Source organism: Sphingobacteriales bacterium (assembly GCA_016706405.1).
Taxonomy (GTDB): domain Bacteria; phylum Bacteroidota; class Bacteroidia; order Chitinophagales; family UBA2359; genus BJ6.
In genome coordinates this window covers 968,267-987,794 of record JADJJT010000002.1, presented here as the reverse complement: position 1 = coordinate 987,794, position 19,528 = coordinate 968,267, and the positions used below count along the sequence as shown (strand labels likewise).

Annotated in this window: 20 protein-coding genes; 8 read left to right on the top strand and 12 right to left on the bottom strand. The window is 41.0% G+C overall.

Annotated features, from left to right (window positions below; genetic code table 11):
* Nucleotides 1-176: 176 nt before the first annotated feature.
* On the top strand, nucleotides 177-1,820 hold the full coding sequence (locus tag IPI59_10295; protein MBK7527922.1) for a DUF1501 domain-containing protein: 1,644 nt from the start codon (nucleotides 177-179) through the stop codon (nucleotides 1,818-1,820).
* A 724-nt stretch (nucleotides 1,821-2,544) separates the two neighbouring features.
* Here the strand turns inward: IPI59_10295 and IPI59_10290 are convergent.
* Together IPI59_10290 and IPI59_10285 are read right to left on the bottom strand one after the other, a co-directional pair.
* Nucleotides 2,545-3,051 (bottom strand): IS982 family transposase, encoded by a 507-nt coding sequence (locus IPI59_10290; GenBank protein ID MBK7527921.1) that lies wholly within the window; start codon nucleotides 3,049-3,051, stop codon nucleotides 2,545-2,547.
* The gene (locus tag IPI59_10285) at nucleotides 2,963-3,451 is read right to left on the bottom strand and encodes a hypothetical protein (protein MBK7527920.1); all 489 of its coding nucleotides are present in this window, start codon (nucleotides 3,449-3,451) and stop codon (nucleotides 2,963-2,965) included. Before IPI59_10285 ends, IPI59_10290 begins: the two co-directional genes overlap by 89 nt.
* A gap of 307 nt (nucleotides 3,452-3,758) precedes the next feature.
* Between IPI59_10285 and IPI59_10280 the strand changes: the two genes are divergently transcribed.
* The 5 genes from IPI59_10280 (at nucleotide 3,759) to IPI59_10260 (ending at nucleotide 11,146) form a co-directional block, all read left to right on the top strand.
* The gene (locus IPI59_10280; GenBank protein ID MBK7527919.1) at nucleotides 3,759-5,060 is read left to right on the top strand and encodes a tyrosine--tRNA ligase; all 1,302 of its coding nucleotides are present in this window, start codon (nucleotides 3,759-3,761) and stop codon (nucleotides 5,058-5,060) included.
* A gap of 117 nt (nucleotides 5,061-5,177) precedes the next feature.
* Entirely contained in the window at nucleotides 5,178-6,011 is an 834-nt protein-coding gene (locus tag IPI59_10275; protein MBK7527918.1) for a formylglycine-generating enzyme family protein, read from the top strand.
* A gap of 44 nt (nucleotides 6,012-6,055) precedes the next feature.
* The gene (locus IPI59_10270) at nucleotides 6,056-8,245 is read left to right on the top strand and encodes a helix-hairpin-helix domain-containing protein (protein MBK7527917.1); all 2,190 of its coding nucleotides are present in this window, start codon (nucleotides 6,056-6,058) and stop codon (nucleotides 8,243-8,245) included.
* A gap of 79 nt (nucleotides 8,246-8,324) precedes the next feature.
* Entirely contained in the window at nucleotides 8,325-9,128 is an 804-nt protein-coding gene (locus tag IPI59_10265; protein ID MBK7527916.1) for a TIGR00159 family protein, read from the top strand.
* 71 nt (nucleotides 9,129-9,199) lie between these two features.
* Nucleotides 9,200-11,146: a hypothetical protein gene (locus IPI59_10260; GenBank protein MBK7527915.1), complete on the top strand. Its 1,947-nt coding sequence runs from the start codon at nucleotides 9,200-9,202 to the stop codon at nucleotides 11,144-11,146.
* Nucleotides 11,147-11,229: 83 nt separating this feature from the next.
* Here the strand turns inward: IPI59_10260 and IPI59_10255 are convergent, their stop codons facing one another.
* Nucleotides 11,230-11,880 carry an ABC transporter ATP-binding protein gene (locus IPI59_10255; protein MBK7527914.1) on the bottom strand — a complete coding sequence of 217 codons (651 nt, stop codon included), beginning with the start codon at nucleotides 11,878-11,880 and terminating at the stop codon, nucleotides 11,230-11,232.
* An 89-nt stretch (nucleotides 11,881-11,969) separates the two neighbouring features.
* On the opposite strand from IPI59_10255, the gene truA reads away from it, so the two are divergent.
* Nucleotides 11,970-12,725, top strand: coding sequence for a tRNA pseudouridine(38-40) synthase TruA (gene truA, locus IPI59_10250; GenBank protein ID MBK7527913.1), 756 nt, complete (start codon nucleotides 11,970-11,972; stop codon nucleotides 12,723-12,725).
* Nucleotides 12,726-12,750: 25 nt separating this feature from the next.
* On the opposite strand, the gene IPI59_10245 is transcribed toward truA, so the two are convergent.
* From IPI59_10245 to IPI59_10205, 9 genes are all read right to left on the bottom strand, one after another.
* The gene (locus IPI59_10245) at nucleotides 12,751-13,287 is read right to left on the bottom strand and encodes a hypothetical protein (GenBank protein ID MBK7527912.1); all 537 of its coding nucleotides are present in this window, start codon (nucleotides 13,285-13,287) and stop codon (nucleotides 12,751-12,753) included.
* A 135-nt stretch (nucleotides 13,288-13,422) separates the two neighbouring features.
* Complete coding sequence (locus IPI59_10240; GenBank protein ID MBK7527911.1) at nucleotides 13,423-13,686, bottom strand: ISAs1 family transposase; 264 nt, start codon at nucleotides 13,684-13,686, stop codon at nucleotides 13,423-13,425.
* Nucleotides 13,662-13,916 carry a hypothetical protein gene (locus tag IPI59_10235; protein MBK7527910.1) on the bottom strand — a complete coding sequence of 85 codons (255 nt, stop codon included), beginning with the start codon at nucleotides 13,914-13,916 and terminating at the stop codon, nucleotides 13,662-13,664. Before IPI59_10235 ends, IPI59_10240 begins: the two co-directional genes overlap by 25 nt.
* A 210-nt stretch (nucleotides 13,917-14,126) precedes the next feature.
* Nucleotides 14,127-14,330: a transposase family protein gene (locus tag IPI59_10230; protein ID MBK7527909.1), complete on the bottom strand. Its 204-nt coding sequence runs from the start codon at nucleotides 14,328-14,330 to the stop codon at nucleotides 14,127-14,129.
* Nucleotides 14,331-14,338: 8 nt separating this feature from the next.
* Nucleotides 14,339-14,503, bottom strand: coding sequence for a transposase family protein (locus IPI59_10225; protein MBK7527908.1), 165 nt, complete (start codon nucleotides 14,501-14,503; stop codon nucleotides 14,339-14,341).
* Between the two features lie 387 nt (nucleotides 14,504-14,890).
* The gene (locus IPI59_10220; GenBank protein MBK7527907.1) at nucleotides 14,891-15,124 is read right to left on the bottom strand and encodes a hypothetical protein; all 234 of its coding nucleotides are present in this window, start codon (nucleotides 15,122-15,124) and stop codon (nucleotides 14,891-14,893) included.
* Nucleotides 15,125-15,712: 588 nt separating this feature from the next.
* Nucleotides 15,713-16,006, bottom strand: a complete 294-nt coding sequence (locus IPI59_10215) for a hypothetical protein (GenBank protein ID MBK7527906.1) — start codon at nucleotides 16,004-16,006, stop codon at nucleotides 15,713-15,715.
* Nucleotides 15,990-16,949, bottom strand: a complete 960-nt coding sequence (locus IPI59_10210) for a choice-of-anchor L domain-containing protein (protein ID MBK7527905.1) — start codon at nucleotides 16,947-16,949, stop codon at nucleotides 15,990-15,992. Before IPI59_10210 ends, IPI59_10215 begins: the two co-directional genes overlap by 17 nt.
* A gap of 50 nt (nucleotides 16,950-16,999) precedes the next feature.
* On the bottom strand, nucleotides 17,000-17,182 hold the full coding sequence (locus IPI59_10205) for a hypothetical protein (protein MBK7527904.1): 183 nt from the start codon (nucleotides 17,180-17,182) through the stop codon (nucleotides 17,000-17,002).
* A 411-nt stretch (nucleotides 17,183-17,593) separates the two neighbouring features.
* Between IPI59_10205 and IPI59_10200 the strand changes: the two genes are divergently transcribed.
* The gene (locus IPI59_10200) at nucleotides 17,594-19,519 is read left to right on the top strand and encodes a type IIA DNA topoisomerase subunit B (GenBank protein MBK7527903.1); all 1,926 of its coding nucleotides are present in this window, start codon (nucleotides 17,594-17,596) and stop codon (nucleotides 19,517-19,519) included.
* Nucleotides 19,520-19,528: the final 9 nt, after the last annotated feature.

The window sequence follows — 19,528 nt, the reverse complement described above, 5'->3', positions numbered from 1 at the left end:
ACTAACATCAATTAATCAAACTTAGAGCTACTACAAAAACAAATCTAACCAACAACATAAATTCAGGTTTATTTAGGCCAAATACACATCTAACATTAACTGTTTATTTAATTTGTTTACTTTTATGTGTTAGCTTGTTTGTGCCTTAACTTTCACCTTTTAGCATTTGCAATAGTATGACTGAACTCGATACAAAAAATCAACATCAAAACTGCGACCACCAAATACGCGAAGGGGCCACCCTTAACAATTCCCAAGCCCACCAAAACGACCACACAAACTGGTCGAGGCGCAGTTTTTTAACCTCGTTGGGGTTAACGGCTGTAGGTGGTATGCTTATGGCTGGCTCAAATCCTTTAAGGGTATTGGCTGGTTCGCCTATATTAAACGCCTTAGCTGCCTCGCCTGCTAACCGCACCTTAGTGATTATAAGGCTCGATGGCGGCAACGACGGTTTAAATACCATTATACCACGTGGCAATTCGTATTATTATAATGCCCGCCCTAATATTGCTATAACCGAAGCCAACCTTAGCCCCTTAACCACCGATGTGGGCATAAATAAGGCCATGGATGCCCTTTTGCCTCTTTGGAACGAAGGCAAAATGGCCGTTATGCAATCGGTAGGTTACCCGTCACAAAATTATTCGCATTTTAGGTCAAGTGATATTTGGGCAACAGCCAGCGACTCGGATACCGAGTGGCATACCGGATGGCTTGGACGCACCTTAGCCAACGAATTTCCGTTAATGAGCGAAGCCCCCCCTACTGTACCTCCCGCCATCGAAATTGGCTTAAATAGTTCGCTATCTTTTGCCCACGATACATCCGGATATATGTCGTTGGCTGTTTACGATATGGTATCATTTTACCGCTTAGCACAAACAGGGCAACTTTGGGATACCAGCAATTTAGCCGACTGCGAGTATGGCGACGAACAAAAGTTTATGCGCCAAATGTATAACAATAGCTATCGCTACGCCGATAATATTAAAAAAACTTACGAAAAAACGGTAAATACTGCCAACTATCCAAACAGCACTTTGGCGAGGCAAATGGCCGCCGTTGCCCGGCTTATTAAAGGTCGTTTAGGTACTAAAGTTTATATGGTTAGTATTGGAGGCTTTGACACACACGTTAACCAAGTTGGCGCACACGAAACACTGTTAAGCAGAATTGCCGAATCGGTAAAGGCTTTTTTTGATGACCTTAACGCCGACCAAGAAGTTGCCGACAACACCTTGGTAATGACAATATCTGAATTTGGCCGCCGCCTTCCCCAAAATGGCACAGCCGGCACCGACCACTCATCGGCAGCACCTGTTCTAATGTGGGGCAATGGCGTTATTGGTGGCGTAAAAGGCAACTTAGCCGATTTAAATATACCTTATTATGCCGAGCCTACTTTTACCTTAGATTTTAGGACTATTTACGCTGCCGTACTAAAAAACTGGTTCTGCTTAAATCCGGTATTAGTTGATTATGTTTTCCAACAACATTTTGACCCAACACCCAACTTACTACCCGATTGTAGTAATAATTACACCGATAATCCAGCAGTTTTAATGGGGCACAACCCCAATGCTACTTATTCGGCTATGGAAATTAAGTTCGGCTTAATGTATAAGGGGCAGGTAACAATTAGCATTTTAAACCCACAAGGGCAAAAATTGGCTACTATTTTAAGCGAATTGAAAGAGGCCGGCAGCTACACCGTTACCTTTAACCGGATGCCTTACGGCTTACCCCCCGGCGACTATTTATACCGTATTGAAGCTGGTGGAAAAGCTTATACGCGCAAAATTGGCTACTTGTTTTAATAGGCTATTTTGCTTTAGTATTAAACCAAATAAGGGTTAAGAAATAGTAAACCATCCGGATCTTTTTAAGCATTTGGATGGTTTTTTTATTCCATTTTTTTTGTTGCAATAAGCGTAACCTTGCAAGAGATTGCGTTCTTTCGAATTTCTGGAAAAGATTTTAAGTATCCGGAGTTTTCCAACGCCAGCAAAAGCAGCAAAAAATTCATCCAGAAGAAAAGCAGTTTGGTGGGTAGCGTATTCATAGTCATCCATTTAAATTGTGGACTATTTTATATATTTATAAGTAAGTCTTCAAAATTATTTTATCATAATTTTTGGTTTTATTGCCAATTATATTTTAGGCGATAAGCCACAAAAAAGTATTCAGAAATAATTAATATTCCCATTTCCTTGAAGGGGACGGCGACGAAATCCTATCAAGCCGTTCATCTGCTAAATCAGTAATTCAGACAGTATCCGGATAACGGCAAAAAAAAATCATTCACAGTTCAAGACGAATGCGCGGTTTATCCCATCCGGAAGATTAACCCACCCCTGCTACCCACCCTACACCTTGCAGCAGGCATTTACCCCTACGAAGTAAAACTCGGCAATCGGGTAATTATATCCGGGAAATTGGTGATTAATTAAGCAATCCATCCGGAAATTGAAAACATGCCAACTAACAAAACATCAAAAATTTGTAAGTTTTATACTATATAACGTGAGTTCGGAGATTTACTTAGTAAATTTTAGCAAGATCTACTTGAGGTTTATTGGGGTAAAACTGATAGGCTACCAAGCTAGCGACTATATGGACAAAAGCATTCTGTGGTTTTCTGTGTCTGGTATGTTCTAAGTCAAAAACCGAGGTCAAAATATCATTAATGGCTTCAATCATAGGTCTTTTTTTCAATAAGAGCCTTTCTTCTAAAGACATTAGTCTGTTTTTCATATTCTTTTTGACCTTGGTAATTATTTTTAGTCCTTTTTCAAAAAAGTTGTTCCATAAGGTAGTCAAATAGCCTTTATCGCCAAACAATGTGCCTGATATTTTCTCTAATAGCTTGTTTAAGAGGTCTTTACTATTGTCTGCCACCTGTCCTGTAGTCAAAGCAAAGTCCACGATTTGTCCTTTGTGATTGACTATCAGGTGGAGCTTAAAGCCGAAAAACCACCCCATAGAAGATTTTCCTTTCGAGGCGGTTTGAGCAAAAAACTTTATGTTGCTTGGCTCGCAGCATGTCACAAACAGGTAGCGCTTTGGCATCTATGTAATAAATTCCTGTTTTTTCTGCTTGCTGGCAGGTTAATTTGGCTAAAATCGCCATAGGAAGAGCAACCCGTTCTATTAACTCTATAAAATAGTTGTAGGATGGGGCAGTAGGAAAATAGGTCTTTAAGTCATTCAAAACCAATGCTTTATAGTAATATTCAAAACATTTATAGCCCGAATAGTGGTAGAAAATCAGAATCGTAAGTATCTCACTTTCCGAAATTTTGGGCACACTACGAGGCCGTGGCATTGTTTTACCTTCGCTAAGCCAATGCTGAGCAACCCATTGTTGCATCAGCAAACAGGCATTATCTACAAAAAAAAATAATTCAAATAACATGGACACATCAAATTTTGTATCTTTGGACTTCATAAAAACAGGGGGTAGTATTGTTTGCAGTTTTGGACACTACAAAGATAACTATGCTCCTGTTTTTATTCCTATCAACTATACTAATCCCCCTATTTTTTATAGCTTAGCTCCGAATTCACGTTATATACTAATTTTGCGCCTAAACTTAATTGCAAAACCCAGCTACTTTCCGTAACTTTGCCCCTATGAAATACCCCTCAAATGTCTGCGAACAGTATTTGAGGGGTATTTTGTATGTTTATTAATTAGTTTCGACTTAAATTAATCTATTTACTTAATTTTAACGGTTTAATTGAATTTAACCCAAATGGATACCAACTTAAATTTTATTGAAGAACTAAAATGGCGCGGCATGTTGCACAATATGATGCCCGGAACCGAAGAAGCACTACTAAAAAGTACAACTCGGGGTTATATTGGTTTTGACCCAACCGCCGACTCGTTGCACGTTGGCAGCTTACTGCCCATCATGATTTTACAACGGTTTCAGGCGTGCGGCCACAAACCTTATGCCTTAGTGGGTGGTGCAACAGGCATGGTCGGCGACCCGTCGGGCAAAAGTCAAGAGCGCAATTTGCTTGACGATGAAACCTTACAGGGCAATATTGCCGGAATTAGGCAACAACTTGAAAAATTATTAGATTTTAGCGACCAGCCCAATAGTGCTGTCTTGGTTAACAATTACGACTGGTTTAAAGACATGGGCTTTTTAACTTTTATACGCGATATTGGCAAACATATTACCGTAAACTACATGATGGCAAAAGATTCGGTAAAAAACCGCATATCGGGCGATGAGCGCGAAGGTATGTCGTTTACCGAATTTACCTACCAATTAGTGCAAGGCTACGATTTTTACTACCTTTGGAAAAACCACAATATTACTATTCAAATGGGTGGCAGCGACCAATGGGGAAACATTACCACTGGCAACGAATTAATCAAACGCCTTGGAGACGGGCAGGTTTTTGCCCTTACCACACCACTTATTACCAAACCCGATGGCAGTAAATTTGGCAAAACCGAAGGAGGCAATATTTGGTTAGACCCCAAAAGAACATCGCCCTACCATTTTTACCAATTTTGGCTCAATACCCCAGACGATGCCGCCGGCAAATATCTGCGAATTTTTACAAACCTAACCCAACCACAAATCGAAGCCCTTGAAGCCCAACACGCACAAGCACCTCACGAGCGCCTGATGCAAAAAAATTTGGCTCAAAAACTAACTACAATGGTGCACAGTCAAACCGATTACGAGCAAGCCCTTAATGCCTCGGCAATATTATTTGGCAAAGGCGTAAAAGCACAATTAGCTACCCTTAGCGTTACCGAGTTGTTAGACATTTTTTCGGGCGTGCCAAACTACAACGTGCCGCGCACCGAGTTTGAGCAAGGAATTGGGGTCATTGATTTGGTAGCACAACGCACCCATATTTTTGAGTCAAATGGCGAGGCAAGACGCAGTATTCAAAACAACGGCCTTACCATTAACAAAGAACGTATTACCACCGACAAAACCACTTTTACCACCGCCGACCTAATAAACGACCGCTGTTTGTTAGTTCAAAAAGGCAAAAAAGGCTATTTTTTAATTTTAGCCGTTTAATTAAACAGGCACCGCATTTTTTAGCAACAGCCAGCTTTGCTTGGCAACTACCCATATAATTTTAGTACCTTTGCCAAAAGAATGCAACCCATATTTTATTATTAATTTTACTCTATTTTGATGCGCCTGCGTAACGCCATTTTATCCGGATGCCTTTTGTCAATTGCCTTTTTCGGAATGTTTTTATTATCCGGATGCAATAAAGGCAATAGCTCGCCTCCCGAAAATATGGTTATGGTTAAAGGCGGTAAATTTACAATGGGCAGCAACCAAGGCGACGCCGACGAACGCCCCGCGCATACTGTAACCGTAAACTCCTATTTTATAGACAAAACCGAAGTAACCAATGCACAGTTTTGCGAGTTTCTAAATGCCAACGGAAATAAAACTGAAGACGGAGCCAACTGGTTATTACTTAATATTGAAGGCTGCAATCAAATAAGCCAAAATCCGGAGGGTAAATTTCAACCAAAACCCGGATTTGAACAACACCCGGTTGCCTGCATCAGTTTTTACGGTGCAAGGGCCTATGCTAAATGGGTAAACAAACGACTGCCAACCGAGGCCGAATGGGAATTTGCCGCACGCGGGGGTACATTAAGTAAAAATTATGCCTTTAGTGGCAGTACCGATGCCGGCGCCGTAGGCTGGTATGCACCTAACGCAGCAAGTAGCAGCAGTAAAGTGGGTACAAAAAAACCTAATGAACTCGGTATTTTTGATATGAGTGGCAATGTTTGGGAATGGTGTAACGATTATTTCGATGCTAACTATTATGCCAAAAGTCCAGCGCAAAACCCAAAAGGCCCACCACCAACGCCAATTAGGGTTATGCGAGGCGGTGCATGGGGCAATACCACCGATTTTAACTTGCGCAATGCTGCCCGTATGGAGCGACTGCCCATTGAAGGAAATGCGTATATTGGTTTCAGGTGCGCCAAAGATGCATAATTAAAAACACTAATGGCACAACAAATTTAAACACCGTATTATCTATGAAAAAAAGCCTGATTTTAAATGCAATTTTGTTTGTTGTTGTGGCTTTTTTAGTTGCATCGGCAACGCAGCTAACCTGGGCACAACCGCCTAATAATACCGCCACCGAAAATCCTGATGATGTTTTAGAAGAACCTATTGAGGATGCCGTTGAAGTGGATGAGGAAGAAGGGGGCGCTGCCGAATCAGAGATTGAACGCCTTGCCGAATATACTGCCGACCCACTAAATATTAACACCGCCTCTTACGACGAGTTATTAGATTTAGGCTTACTATCGCCGCAGCAAATTGCCGCCATTATTGCCTACCGTAAAGAAATGAACGGCTTTACCCATCTGTACGAACTTGTATTGGTTGATGGTATAAATGCCAACATCGCACAAAAATTATTGCCTTTTATAAACATAGCCAATACTACAACCCAAAAAATACCATTTAAACGCTTGGCCTTTAGCCGCAAACACCAAGTGTTAATGCGATGGCAACGCACCCTTGAACAACAGGCCGGCTACCAGCCCGACACAACAGGGAACAAAAAATTTGAAGGCAACCCCGATAAAATATACCTGCGCTACCGCTACAACTACGCCTCGAGGGTTAGCTATGGCATAACCGCCGAAAAAGACCCCGGAGAAGCCCTTTTTAGTGGTTCGCAAAAAAATGGCTTCGATTTTTACTCGGCGCATATTTATGTAGCAAAATTAGGCAAATTGCGCCATTTAGCCCTTGGCGATTACGAAATAAAATTAGGGCAAGGTTTAATTTGTTGGAGTGGTTTTTCGCTTAAAAAAAGTGTAACTAATTTAAATTTTGCCAAAACCGTAGCACCTGTTAGACCATTTACCGCCACCAACGAAAATAATTTTTTTAGAGGCGCTGCCGCCTCTGCGCGCTTTGGCAACTGGCAAACTACAGGCTTTGCCTCGTACCACTATATTGATGCTAATATTACCGATATTAACGGGCAAAATATTGAAGAATTAGAAGAAGACGGCACACTTCCGGATGATATAAGCCCGTCAGATATTACAGGCATCTCGGCCTTACAAACATCCGGATACCACCGCACAAAATCAGAAATAACCGACAAGCACGCCATTAGCCGATTTGATGCGGGCGGCAATATCAGTTACAGACGCAACCTCTTACAAGTTGGTTTTAACACCATTTATACCAAACTTAGCGCTTCGCTTACCTCATCTCAGCAGCACCAACCCGAAAACCTGTACCGTTTTTCGGGCAACGAGTTGTTTAACAGTAGTGTCGATTATCGTTTTTTATTCAAAGACGCAGTTTTTTTTGGCGAAACAGCCATAAGCAAAAACGGCGGCGTTTCTACTTTAAACGGCGTAACACTTGAGCTAAGTAAATACTTAAAAGTAGCTTTTATGCACCGTTTTTATAGTGCCAAATATCAAACCCTTAATGCCAGCGCCTTTGGCGAAAACAGCCAGCCAAACAACGAAACCGGATTGTTTACGGGCGTGCAGGTTGTGCCATTTCCAAAGTGGACACTTACAGCCTATGTAGATATGTACCAACACCCCTGGCTGCGGGCATCGGCAAACGCGCCTTCAAACGGCGTAGATATAAAAGCGCAGGCAAATTACAAGCCATCACGGTATATAGAAATGTATTGGCGTTTTCAAAACGAAACCAAGCTAAACAATATTGATATTGATGAAGAAGCAGAAGAAGAAACTCCGGAAACTGATATTGTAAGTAATTATTTGGTTCCGGAAAAAACCGGAAGAGTGCGCTATAATTTACAATACAGTCCAAGGTCAATTTTACTTCTAAAAGCACGCGCCGAGGTAAGCTGGTTTAAAAACGGAGACCAAACCATTCAAAATGGTTATTTTTTAAGCCACGATTTTAAATATACCCTGCCTAAAAATTTAAAAATGATAGTATATGGCCGGGTTGCACTTTTTGACGCTAAAGCCTTTGATACCCGTTTTTATACCTACGAAAGCGATGTTTTATATAGTTTTTCAGTTCCGGCACTATCGGGGCAGGGGTTGCGTTGGTATGGAATGGTTAAATTTGAACCACACCGTAAAATTGCCTTTTGGCTGCGTTTTGCCCAAACCCGCTTTACCGACCGCCAAACTATAAGCGCTGGCGATACCGAAATTAAAGGGCGCATTAAGTCAGAAGCCAAATTAATGCTGCGCTATAAATTATAAATTTTTATCTTTATTAAACTCTTAATTCTGTGATAAACTGCAAATAATAAAATTCATTTTGTAATATATACTTATGTTTTTGGATGGTAAACTGGCCTTTATTAAAATTGACTTCCTTGAAATAGGATTTTGGGATATTATTGACATTCTTTTAGTTGGCATTTTGTTTTACAAACTTTACCAGCTTTTACGCGGCAGTTTTGCCTTCACTATTTTTATTGGCTTTTTGGTCATTTATTTGTTATCGTTAATTGTACACGAATTAGGAATGGGTTTATTGGCCAATTTGTTAAATCAGTTTATTGGGGCTGGTATTATACTTTTGGCAATTGTTTTCCAGCAAGAGTTGCGCAGGTTTTTATTTTATATTGGCAAGGGCAGCGGTATAGGCAACGATGGGCTTTGGCGTAGAATTTTAAACCGAAATATTAACGATAAAACGCAAAAAAGCAAATCGAAAGAAGAATTATTAAAAGCTATTAATAATATGGCTAACAACAAAGTAGGTGCGCTGTTGGTTTTTGCCGACGAAAGTGAAAAATTGTATTTTGCCAATACCGGCGTGGCTTTAAATGCCGAAATTTCGAGTAAAATTGTAGAAAGTATTTTTGCCAAAAACAGCCCCCTGCATGATGGTGCGCTCATCATTGCAAATCAGCGTATTTTGGCGGCAGGTTGCATTTTGCCAGTTTCTGAAAACCCCGACCTGCCCAAACGTATTGGTATGCGCCACAGGGCGGCAGTTGGCCTAACCGAAAATTTAGATGCCCAGGTAATTGTTATATCCGAAGAACGGGGCAAAATATCGCATGCCCATAATGGGCAAATAAAACTTAACCTAACTCCTAAAGCCCTTAACGACGCCTTAGATGCTGCGTTATAAGATTAAAAAACACACAAAACCTAAGCCTCACTAAGCAACAAACCACCTTGAATTAATTACTGTTGTTTTGAATGATGATATTAATTAAGCAAATAAAAATATCCGGATTTAATTTTGATACACTAAAAGCAACCGCAGTAAATTTTTTACTGACGTTTCTGTTTTTTAGTGCTGTTTCTATTTTGTTTCATCCGGATAATAAATTGATGGCACAAACGCATACTGATACTCACCTACAATTTGGAGACGACAAAAAATTAATCGAAATTGAAAAATCCGATTTACTTCAAGGAACCCGAACCAAAGCGGGGGGTGATATAAAACGTTTGGTTGGCAATGTGCGCCTAAGTCAAGGCAATACCATTTTATACTGCGACAGTGCTTATTTTAACACCAACGCCAATACCGTTGAAGCCTTCGGAAAAGTACATATTGTAGATGGCGACTCGGTTCATATTTATGCCAACAAATTAGATTTTGATGGCAACAAACGCACTGCCTTGCTGAAACGCAATGTGGTAATGAACGACGGAAAATCGGAGTTAAAAGCTGAGGAACTGAATTATAGTTTAGCCAACAAACGCGCTATTTTGACCAAAAATGTGTATCTAACCGACCATAAAACACAGGTTAGAGCCGAAAGATTAGTTTATGACGTAAAACCCAAATTTGCCCGCCTAAGCAAAAACGTTCGGCTAACCGATGGCAACGTTAATGTGCGCAGCGATAGTTTGCATTACGACGTTAATACCACCCAGTCCGATTTGTTTGGCCGCGCCCAATTAGTGGATAAAGAAACTGAAATTACCTCTAACCGAATGCGCTATAACTCGACCACGCGCGAGGGTAGCTACCAAAAAGGAGGCAAACTAAAAGGGCGCAACAGCACGCTAACAAGCGAAAATGCCCAATATTATGGCGAAAAACGCTTAGCTGTTTTTACAAATAACGTCGATTTAACCTCACCTCAATACCACCTCCGCACTGCCCAGTTAGATTATTATTTAGATACCGAAAAGGCCGAATTTAACGGCCCTACCGTTATCAATACAAACGACGGTAACACTATACACACCAACAAAGGTGTTTACGACGCCCAAAACGACGAGTTAACCTTATTAGAGCGAGGCAAAGTGCGGCAAGATGGCCGGGAAATTGATGCCGATAAATTTAATTACAACAAGCGCACCGGAATTGGTATTGCACGCGGCAACGTGGTATTAATTGATACAGCCCAAAACCTTACCATAAAAAGCCAAAATATTGATTTTTTTGATGCAAAAAAGGAAATGATTGCCTACGGAAAACCGCTGCTAATGAATGTAATTGACAACGACACCTTATACATTACAGCCGATACACTTAAATCTATTTCAAAACCAAGACAAAAAGCAAACAATAATCCGGAAGACAGCACCAAACTAATTGTAACGCCCGCCCCTCCTACCCTACCCGACACCATCCGAACGTTTTACGCCTACCGCAATACACGCATCTTAAAATCAGATATGCAAGCCGTTTGCGACTCACTAACATACGCCTCCTCCGATAGTATTTTTAAAATGTTTGGCACTCCGGTTCTATGGTCAGACAGCACCCAGTTTACCGCCGATACTATTTATTTGCACACCAAAAACAACAAAATAACCCAAGTAGCTTTGCTTCAAAATGCCTTTGTGGCCAACAAAGTGCAGCAAGGTATTTACAACCAAATTAAAGGCAAATTTGTTGACGGATATTTTACTAACGGCCAAATTAAAACGGTACACGTGCGCAATAATGCCGAAAGTATTTATTTTATGCAAGACGAAAATAAAGCCTTCTCAGGGATGAATCAAAGCCGCAGTGCCGCCATCCGGATGGATTTTAGCGACAAAAAATTACACGCTATTTCTTTCCTTACCAACCCCGAAGTAGTATTAACTCCTATAGAGCAAATAAAACCCAACCAAATAAGGCTAAAAGGTTTTGTTTGGCATCAAGATAAACGGCCTTTAACATTGAACGACCTGTTTTAATGAGGTAGTTAAAAAAAGCAAATAACTCCGGATAAAATTTTCTATCCGGACAACAGCATATTAAACAAGCCCTTAATTTTGCGTTAAACTACCAAGCCGTCTTTCATGGTTAATTTGCGGTCGCTCATATTGGCAAGTTCGGTGTTGTGCGTTACAATTACAAAAGTTTGTTTAAAGGTTTCGCGCAGTTTAAAAAATAACTGATGTAGCTCTTGCGAGGTATCACTATCTAAATTCCCCGATGGTTCATCGGCCAATACCACTGCCGGACGGTTGATAAGTGCGCGGGCAACGGCTACCCGCTGCGCCTCGCCACCCGATAATTGTGCCGGTTTATGGTGCAGTCGTTGGCTTAAGCCCAAAAAATCAAGTAAATCTGTTGCCTGTTTTTTAGCTTGTCCTTCAGTTGTTTTGGCAATATAAGCCGGGATACAAACATTTTCTAAAGCTGTAAACTCGGGCAATAAATGATGAAACTGAAACACAAAGCCAATATTTTTATTCCGGAAACGAGCCAATTCACGGTCATTAAGGGATGCTATTTTTTGGTTGGCAATTTCAAGTTCACCACTATCGGCGCGGTCTAAAGTGCCAATAATATGTAATAAGGTGCTTTTTCCGGCACCCGATGCGCCCACTATCGAAACAATTTCGCCCTGTGCAATTTGAACATCAACGCCTTTTAGTACGGTTAAATCGCCGTATTTTTTCCAAATTTTTGAACCGTTTATCATCATGCGGCAAAATTCGGTAAAATTTTATGTTTTACGGCTTAAATTTGCCTATTTTTTAAAATTCGTTTTAATTTATCACTCGCAACCCAATGAAACGCTACTTTGTTGAAATCGCTTATAACGGCTCGGCCTATTGCGGATGGCAGGTACAAAAAAACAAACCAACCGTACAATTAACGCTAAACAATGCCCTTAGCACCCTGCTAAACCAACCCATTGCTACGCTGGGATGTGGCCGTACCGATGCTGGCGTTCATGCAAGTTCGTTTTATGCCCATTTTGACGCCCCCGACCCACTTCCGGATGATTTGTTGCACCGCCTAAACCGTTTTTTACCCACCGATATTGCCATTAAAAACATATATACCAACGTTCCGCCAAATGCACATGCCCGCTTCGATGCCACTTACAGAGCCTATCAATACCACCTGCATTTTAATAAAAATCCGTTTAAACACAGTTTTAGCACCTTTTTTCCATGGCTACCTTTGAATATTGAACTTATGCTTCAGGCTGCCCCACTTCTTTTGCAATACAGCGATTTTCCGATGTTTTGTAAAACTAACGGTGCGAATCAAACCACTATATGCCAAATTTATCGCTCGGAATTATGCCACGACCCGCAGTTACAAACGCTTACTTACCATGTGGCTGCAAACCGGTTTTTGCGCGGCATGGTACGGTTAATTGTAGGTGCTTTAGCCTGGGTTGGGAAAGAAAAATTGCCGTTATCTGTGTTTGAAGAGGTATTGGCAACCAAAGGTAAAATACCCCGTAGTTTTTCGGCTCCGGCAAATGGCTTGTTTTTATCCGAAGTTCGATACCCGTATATTGTTAATGACTAAAAACTACACTCAAACATGCATAATGCTAATCATCTGATACCCCTTTAAATTGGTGGTCTTTTTCTTTGAATAACAGGTTAAAAGTAGTTAGCGAGCCATAAATCCGGGTTATATATTGTTGCAAGTTAATTTTTTCTTCGTCAGTCAGATTGCTGCTATTGATGCGTTGCTCCATAACGCGCAAACGGTCGCGTACCATTATAATTTTATGGAAAAAAGCCTCAATAGGTATTTCTTTGGGTTTTTGGCTCTCATCTGCGGGTTTAATAATAATTGTTCCACCCTGCCAGCGGCTGCCCAAAGGTACTACTTCGCTAATATGCCCCCATTTATCGAACATCCTTTCTAATAAACGCCCCACTTGATGTAGGGCAAGGCCATCTAAATCGGGCGAAATTGCGTCAATAATTTCGTCAAACTGGGTATTTATGGGTAGTTCTTGCAGGCCGTGCTGTACAAAACTTAACTGGTAGGTTGTGGGCGTTAATTTAACCACTACACCCAAACCAAATTTAGCATGTCGTACTCTGCTTCCGGGGCCTAAAATAGTAGGATTGTTCATAAATAAAGTTTTGTTACATGTATTGTTGTTGCTATAAATTATTCACTACTATAAAGTTAAGGTCAGGACAAAATATTTAAAAAATAGTAATTGAGCAAAAAAATGCAGGTTAAACGCATTAAAATAGTGGTTGGATTAATTTGAGGAGATACATATCGTTCCAAGCGGCGATGTGTCTTCGTTTTTAATACTGTTTTTGTCGTCATTTTGGGTTAAGATTTGTAGGGCTATTTTTCTGAGAGTAGCAAAGTTTTCAGCAGCATATTTGGTTCTGCTACGATTATGGTCTTCATTAAAGACAACATCGAGCATCCAGTGTAGGTTGTTTTCAATACCCCAGTGGTTTCGGCAAATTGTCAAAGCGTTTTGTGGACTTATATCGAGACTGGGTGAGGTAATAGCGAACTTCCTGAGTAGTTTTTTCGGGTTGGTTTTTCAAAGTTCGCTCGGCAATAATACGAATAATTGATTGGCAATCCTTGAATTTTGCAGCCGAATCGACAAAAAACAATTGATTTAGCACCGTACAGGTGCGTTTTTTCGATGCGTCCGCCGTTGTACTCCACTTTTTCGAAACTTGGCAGTTGAGCAGCTAATGATGAAAATCGGCTGACGGTTTCTTCAAACAAAACACCTTGGTTCTTTTTCAGTGCCAGTACATAATCTGCCTTTTATTACGGATTTGCTCGGCTATATGGGGCTGACAAGCAATGGCATCTATACTAACTATGCTGCTGCCAGTTCGAGAGCATCCAAAGTTCGGGGATTGCCGTCTTTTCGTTGCTCTTGCTGCCACCTTTGCTGCCCCAACACCAAACGCTGCTCACACGCCCAAGCAGTTACAATGCATATACCGCTTTTTTTGACCCTGAACGGTCGGTTCCGCATAAAACCTTGCCATCAATACAGACCTGTTTGTCGGCTAAAAACCTAAAAAGTTCCTTCGACCAACGATATAAACTTGACGAAAACGCATCTTTGTCTAAGTGCTGAAATACTCGGTTGAAAGTGTCGTGAGAGGGAATGCCGTTGGGTAATTCCATAAATGTCTTTAAAAAGACAATTTTTGACGACCATACTCGGCTATTTCCTCAAAATCCTCCGCACCACTTACCACTGCACATAAACTAATAAGCAATATCTCAGGCAGGCTATACAACTTCTTGCGGTTTATACGAAAATCCTTTACTTCGGCGAAAAATTTAATTGTTTCCATGCCGCAAAAATAATTCCTATCTGGCTTTCTTTTATTTTTAATGCGTTTAACCTGTTAAAAATGCCACTAATTGTTTAGATTGAATTCTGAATTAAAAAAATCCGGATGCACAAAATTTATATCGTTCATCCGGATTTTTTTCTTGCGACTGCCAATTGGTTTTTAGTTTTATCAACAATCTCATCAAATAAAACTGTTTGTTTACCTTACAAATCGTTTTGTATCGGTTTGTTGGCCATTGGTAACAGTTACAAAGAAACACCACTGCTACCAGCGTTTGGCAGGGTAAATTAGCAGTGGTAATGCCTTTGCGCCGGGGCTTGATTTACTACCTGACGTGCGCTTACATCGTAAACACTTAGTTGAGTGGCTGGTGAGGTGGCTTGGTTAAACAGTAGTTGGTTGCTGCCATCGGTTAAAGGGTAATGGCGGCAATTTTAAGGTGTTGCCTACTTGTTGTTGCTGGCGGTTAATACTTGCCGTAGCCAATAACTGCGTTTGACCACTAAGGGCATCGGTGCTAAATAGTTGGTAATAGGTGGTGGCGTTAAATGCTTTAGCATCGATATCAATAAATCCGGTAGTCGTTTTGGTTTGTGGTGGTATTGTCTTTGGCCTCAATTTGTGCTATAGTTTCAAACTTGTTCTTGCTGTTGGCACTGCTTTTAAGCGTGTAAAAATCTATATTTACTCGGTGGCAGTTGCCCAATCAAGCTGGTTGCCATTTTGCAGGGGTTTGCCACTAAAGGTAAGGAGGTCAAGTGGTGTTTTAATACATAGTACTTCTTCGCTATAAGCGCCCTGGCAGCCCATAACATCGGTGGCCGTTAAACCCCATAAAAACGTTTCGGCCTCTTGAAAACTAAGTTCTACCGTTTCTTGGTAGGCTAAAATTGTAGTGGCATTACCCGCTACCTCGTAGGTGCTGGTATTGTCGTATTGGGGATAGCCACCTTTAAACGAAGCAACAACAGTGTAAAGACCTATTGAATAATCGCAGTATGCATTAATAACAGGTTCTATGGGTTGAAGAAATACAATAGGTGCGGCAGGACTAATTGAAATACATTGGTCGGCTAAATCGGGGTAGCCATTGGATAGCGAGTCGGCGGCTATGGCCGTAATATATAGGGTAGTATTGTACGGATAGCTGCCGTCGTTGGCAAAATTTCGGATAAGTTCGAATCGTATAAAGGTAAAACCGGGGCATTAAAATCGCTGTCGGGTTATTGTGCAGGTAAAAGGCAAGGGCATCTTCGGCTTGTAAAGCGTGCCATTGGTGGTGGCGGCAACAATATCCCGGCGCAGGCGATGGGTTTCGTTAAGCGAAACAGTGCCAACAACAGGGTCGGTTTCGGGGCTGCAGGCCTGAATAAAAATGGTAACCTCTTTTCGAGTATGCACGAGCCGACAATACTTTGTACGGTATAAGTAGTGGTGGCCAAAGGTATGGCGGTGGTAGTGGCCTCGTTGGGCGTGCCTAAACCTACCGAAGGCATCCATTTGTATTGGCCGCTGCCTCCCGTTGCACTAAGGGTAACAATGGTGCCGGGTTCAATAAGCGTTTGGTCGGCACTTTGGCCGTTAAAGGCACTAAGTCTTCAATATTTAAGGTGGCAGTTTGAAAAAACTGCATCGCAGCTGGTGGCAGGTTGAAATTAATGACAATACTTTCAGCACCTTCGGCCAAACCGTCTTCAATGCCATCAATTATAAACTCAACCTCTTGTTGTCCGGCTGGTATGGTAATAGTTTTAGGAAAAGAAACGTAGTCTTCGCCTTCGGTAGCAGTTCCGGCAATTTCAAAGCTCAGTACTAAATCCTCTTCAACCGGATTATTGGCAACAAATTTAACCTTTCCGTCCACGCAACCTTCTACCATATTATCAAAATCGGTGGTAGTAGTTGAAACGGTGGAGGCTAGCACTTCTACAAAGTCGGTATTTAAACTACCGGCCTCTAAAAACACACCCGAGTCGAGTACACAGTCGCCAGCATCGGCAATAGCTAATTTCAGGTGGTAGGTTTCGCAGGGGGTTACTTTAATTTTAGCTTGTAATTGCACAGTCAAGCCATCGTATTGCACTGTCGAGTTGGGGTCAACAGGGAAGCCACTGCCATTGTCCACATAATATTCAGAGTTTGAGGCATCGTTTAGATTATTAATGGAAACAGGAACGGTGGTGCCCGGAATAAGTGCAATATTTTGGAAACGGCACGCCCGCCCTTCGATAAAAAAGGCAAAAACGTCATTAAAACTACTTCCTACATACTCCAAATATTCTTCAGAGCCAAATACGTAATTAAACGACAAATTTTCGGAGTAAGGTATAAAGTCAAACTCCAAAATACAGGCATCGTTGGTGGTAAAACCAATGATAATATCGTTTAAATCCTGGTCGCCATCAACACAGGTATTTATGCCGGCTTGCACCACTTTCGTCATTGGGTCCGGGCATTTCATCAATGGTGCCCGAGCAAAGGGCAATACCTTCGTTAATGCCTAAATTGGTAAAACTCGCCGTTAAAAAAACCTGATCCTCCTTCGGGGCAGGTAAGTGTGGCATTAGAAACCTCAAGACCAATACCTACAAAGGCTTTAGCTAATTTTTCGGCATCAGATTCCTGAGTTACTTCTAATTGGGCAAATGCAGCTTGGTTAGCAAGCAACAAAGTCATAACCCAAAAACAGGATATAAAAAAGTAATTTTTGCTCATAAGATAAGAAAGGTAGCGTTATAGTTGTTATTATTAAATTTATTTATTTAATGGCACATGGGTAGAAAGCGACCATTTTTAAATATTGGGCAAAATTAAGCAAATATTGGCGAACTTGTATGAGATTAAGAACAAGCAAACCAAAAATGATTTGATATTTACTTAGCACACAACCAACTGGTTTTGTTTGGGTAAAAAGGTTTGATATTTGTGTTTTGGGCGAATTGATAAAACTTTAGTGCAATTAAAATAAAATCCGGAAAAACTTGCCTTTTTACTAATAAAAATAGCTTTTTTAATTGTAAAATCTGTTTTTTTTAGTAATTTTGTGTTCCAATCAAAAAATATAGTAAATTTGCAGTTAAAACAATAATGGCACACGAAACTAATAAACCCGCTCCACCCGAAACACCCCTAATAACTTACAACGAGGATAGTGTACGCTCGCTCGACTGGCGCGAGCATATACGCTTGCGCCCTGGCATGTATATTGGCAAATTGGGCGACGGTTCGGCACAAGACGATGGCATTTATATTTTACTCAAAGAGGTAATAGATAATTGCATCGATGAATATGTTATGGGGTATGGCAAAAAAATTGAAATTAAATTAGACAGTAAACGCCTGATTGTGCGCGATTACGGGCGCGGTATTCCGTTGGGCAAAGTTATTGAGTGTGTATCAAAAATTAACACCGGCGCTAAATACGACTCTAAATCGTTTCAAAAATCGGTTGGATTAAATGGTGTAGGCACCAAGGCAGTAAATGCACTTTCGGCCTCGTTTAGCGTACAATCGGTTAGAGATGGGCAAGTTAAATTAGCCGAATTTAAACAAGGTGAGTTAGTAAACGACCATCCGGTTAAGCCTTCGAGTGAACCAAATGGAACAAAAATAATTTTTGAACCGGATGAGCATATTTTCCGGAACTTTCATTTTATTCCGGAATTTATAGAGAGCCAGATTTGGAATTATGCCTATCTTAATGCCGGATTAAATCTTTATTTTAACAACCAAAAATTTTACTCACAACATGGTTTATTAGATTTGTTGTCGAGAAAAACGGATGCGGATGAGCTTTGCTACCCCATTATTCATCTTAAAAACGATGATTTTGAAGTGGCCATCACCCACGGAAACGCTTATGGCGAAGAATACTACTCGTTTGTAAATGGCCAATACACGCCGCTTGGTGGTACACATTTGGCAGCATTTAAAGAAGGTTATGTAAAAACTATCCGAGAGTTTTATGGTAAAAATTTTGATACTGCCGACATTCGAAGCTCTATCATTGCAGCCATTAGCATTCGGGTTCAAGAGCCAGTTTTTGAGTCGCAAACTAAAACTAAATTAGGTTCGCTAAATATTGACCCCAACGGAGGGCAGTCGGTACGCGGTTTTGTTAGCGACTTTTTAAAAGCCAATTTAGACAATTTTTTACATAAACACAAAGAAACTGCCGAAGCACTTCAAAAGCGCATATTAAAAAGTGAGCGCGAACGCAAAGAATTAGCCGATGTTAAAAAATTAGCCAAAAAACGCGCCAAAACCGCCGCCGTTCATAACCGAAAACTGCGCGACTGTCGATTTCATTTAACCAACGACGCCAAAGAGCAGCGCCGCTTTGATAGTACCTTGTTTATTACCGAAGGCGACTCGGCAAGTGGCTCGCTCACCAAATCGCGAAATGTTGAAACACAGGCCGTATTTAGTTTGCGCGGAAAACCTTTAAACTGTTACGGTTTAACTAAAAAAATTGTCTATGAAAACGAGGAGTTTAATTTGCTGCAACATGCCTTAGACATTGAAGATGGTATTGAAGGGCTGCGGTACAATAAAATTGTTGTTGCTACCGATGCAGATGTTGACGGCATGCACATTCGTTTGTTGCTATTAACGTTCTTTTTACAATTCTTTCCGGATGTTGTGCGCAACGGCCATCTTTATATTTTGGAAACGCCATTATTTAGGGTGCGCGACAAACAGCAAACTTTTTATTGTTATGACGAAAAAGAAAAACGCGCTGCTATCAAAAAACTAAAAGGAAAACCAGAAATTACCCGATTTAAAGGCTTGGGCGAAATTAGCCCCGACGAATTTGGCAAATTCATTGGCTCAGATATTAGGCTCGACCCCGTTATTTTAACCGGAGATACCTCAGTACCGCGTGTTTTAGAGTATTATATGGGGCGCAATACCCCCGACAGGCAATTATTTATCATAGAAAACCTACACACAGAGGAAGCACTGCCAACCGACAACATAGAAGAAGTGTCAATGGCTACCGAAAATATTTGATTGATTATT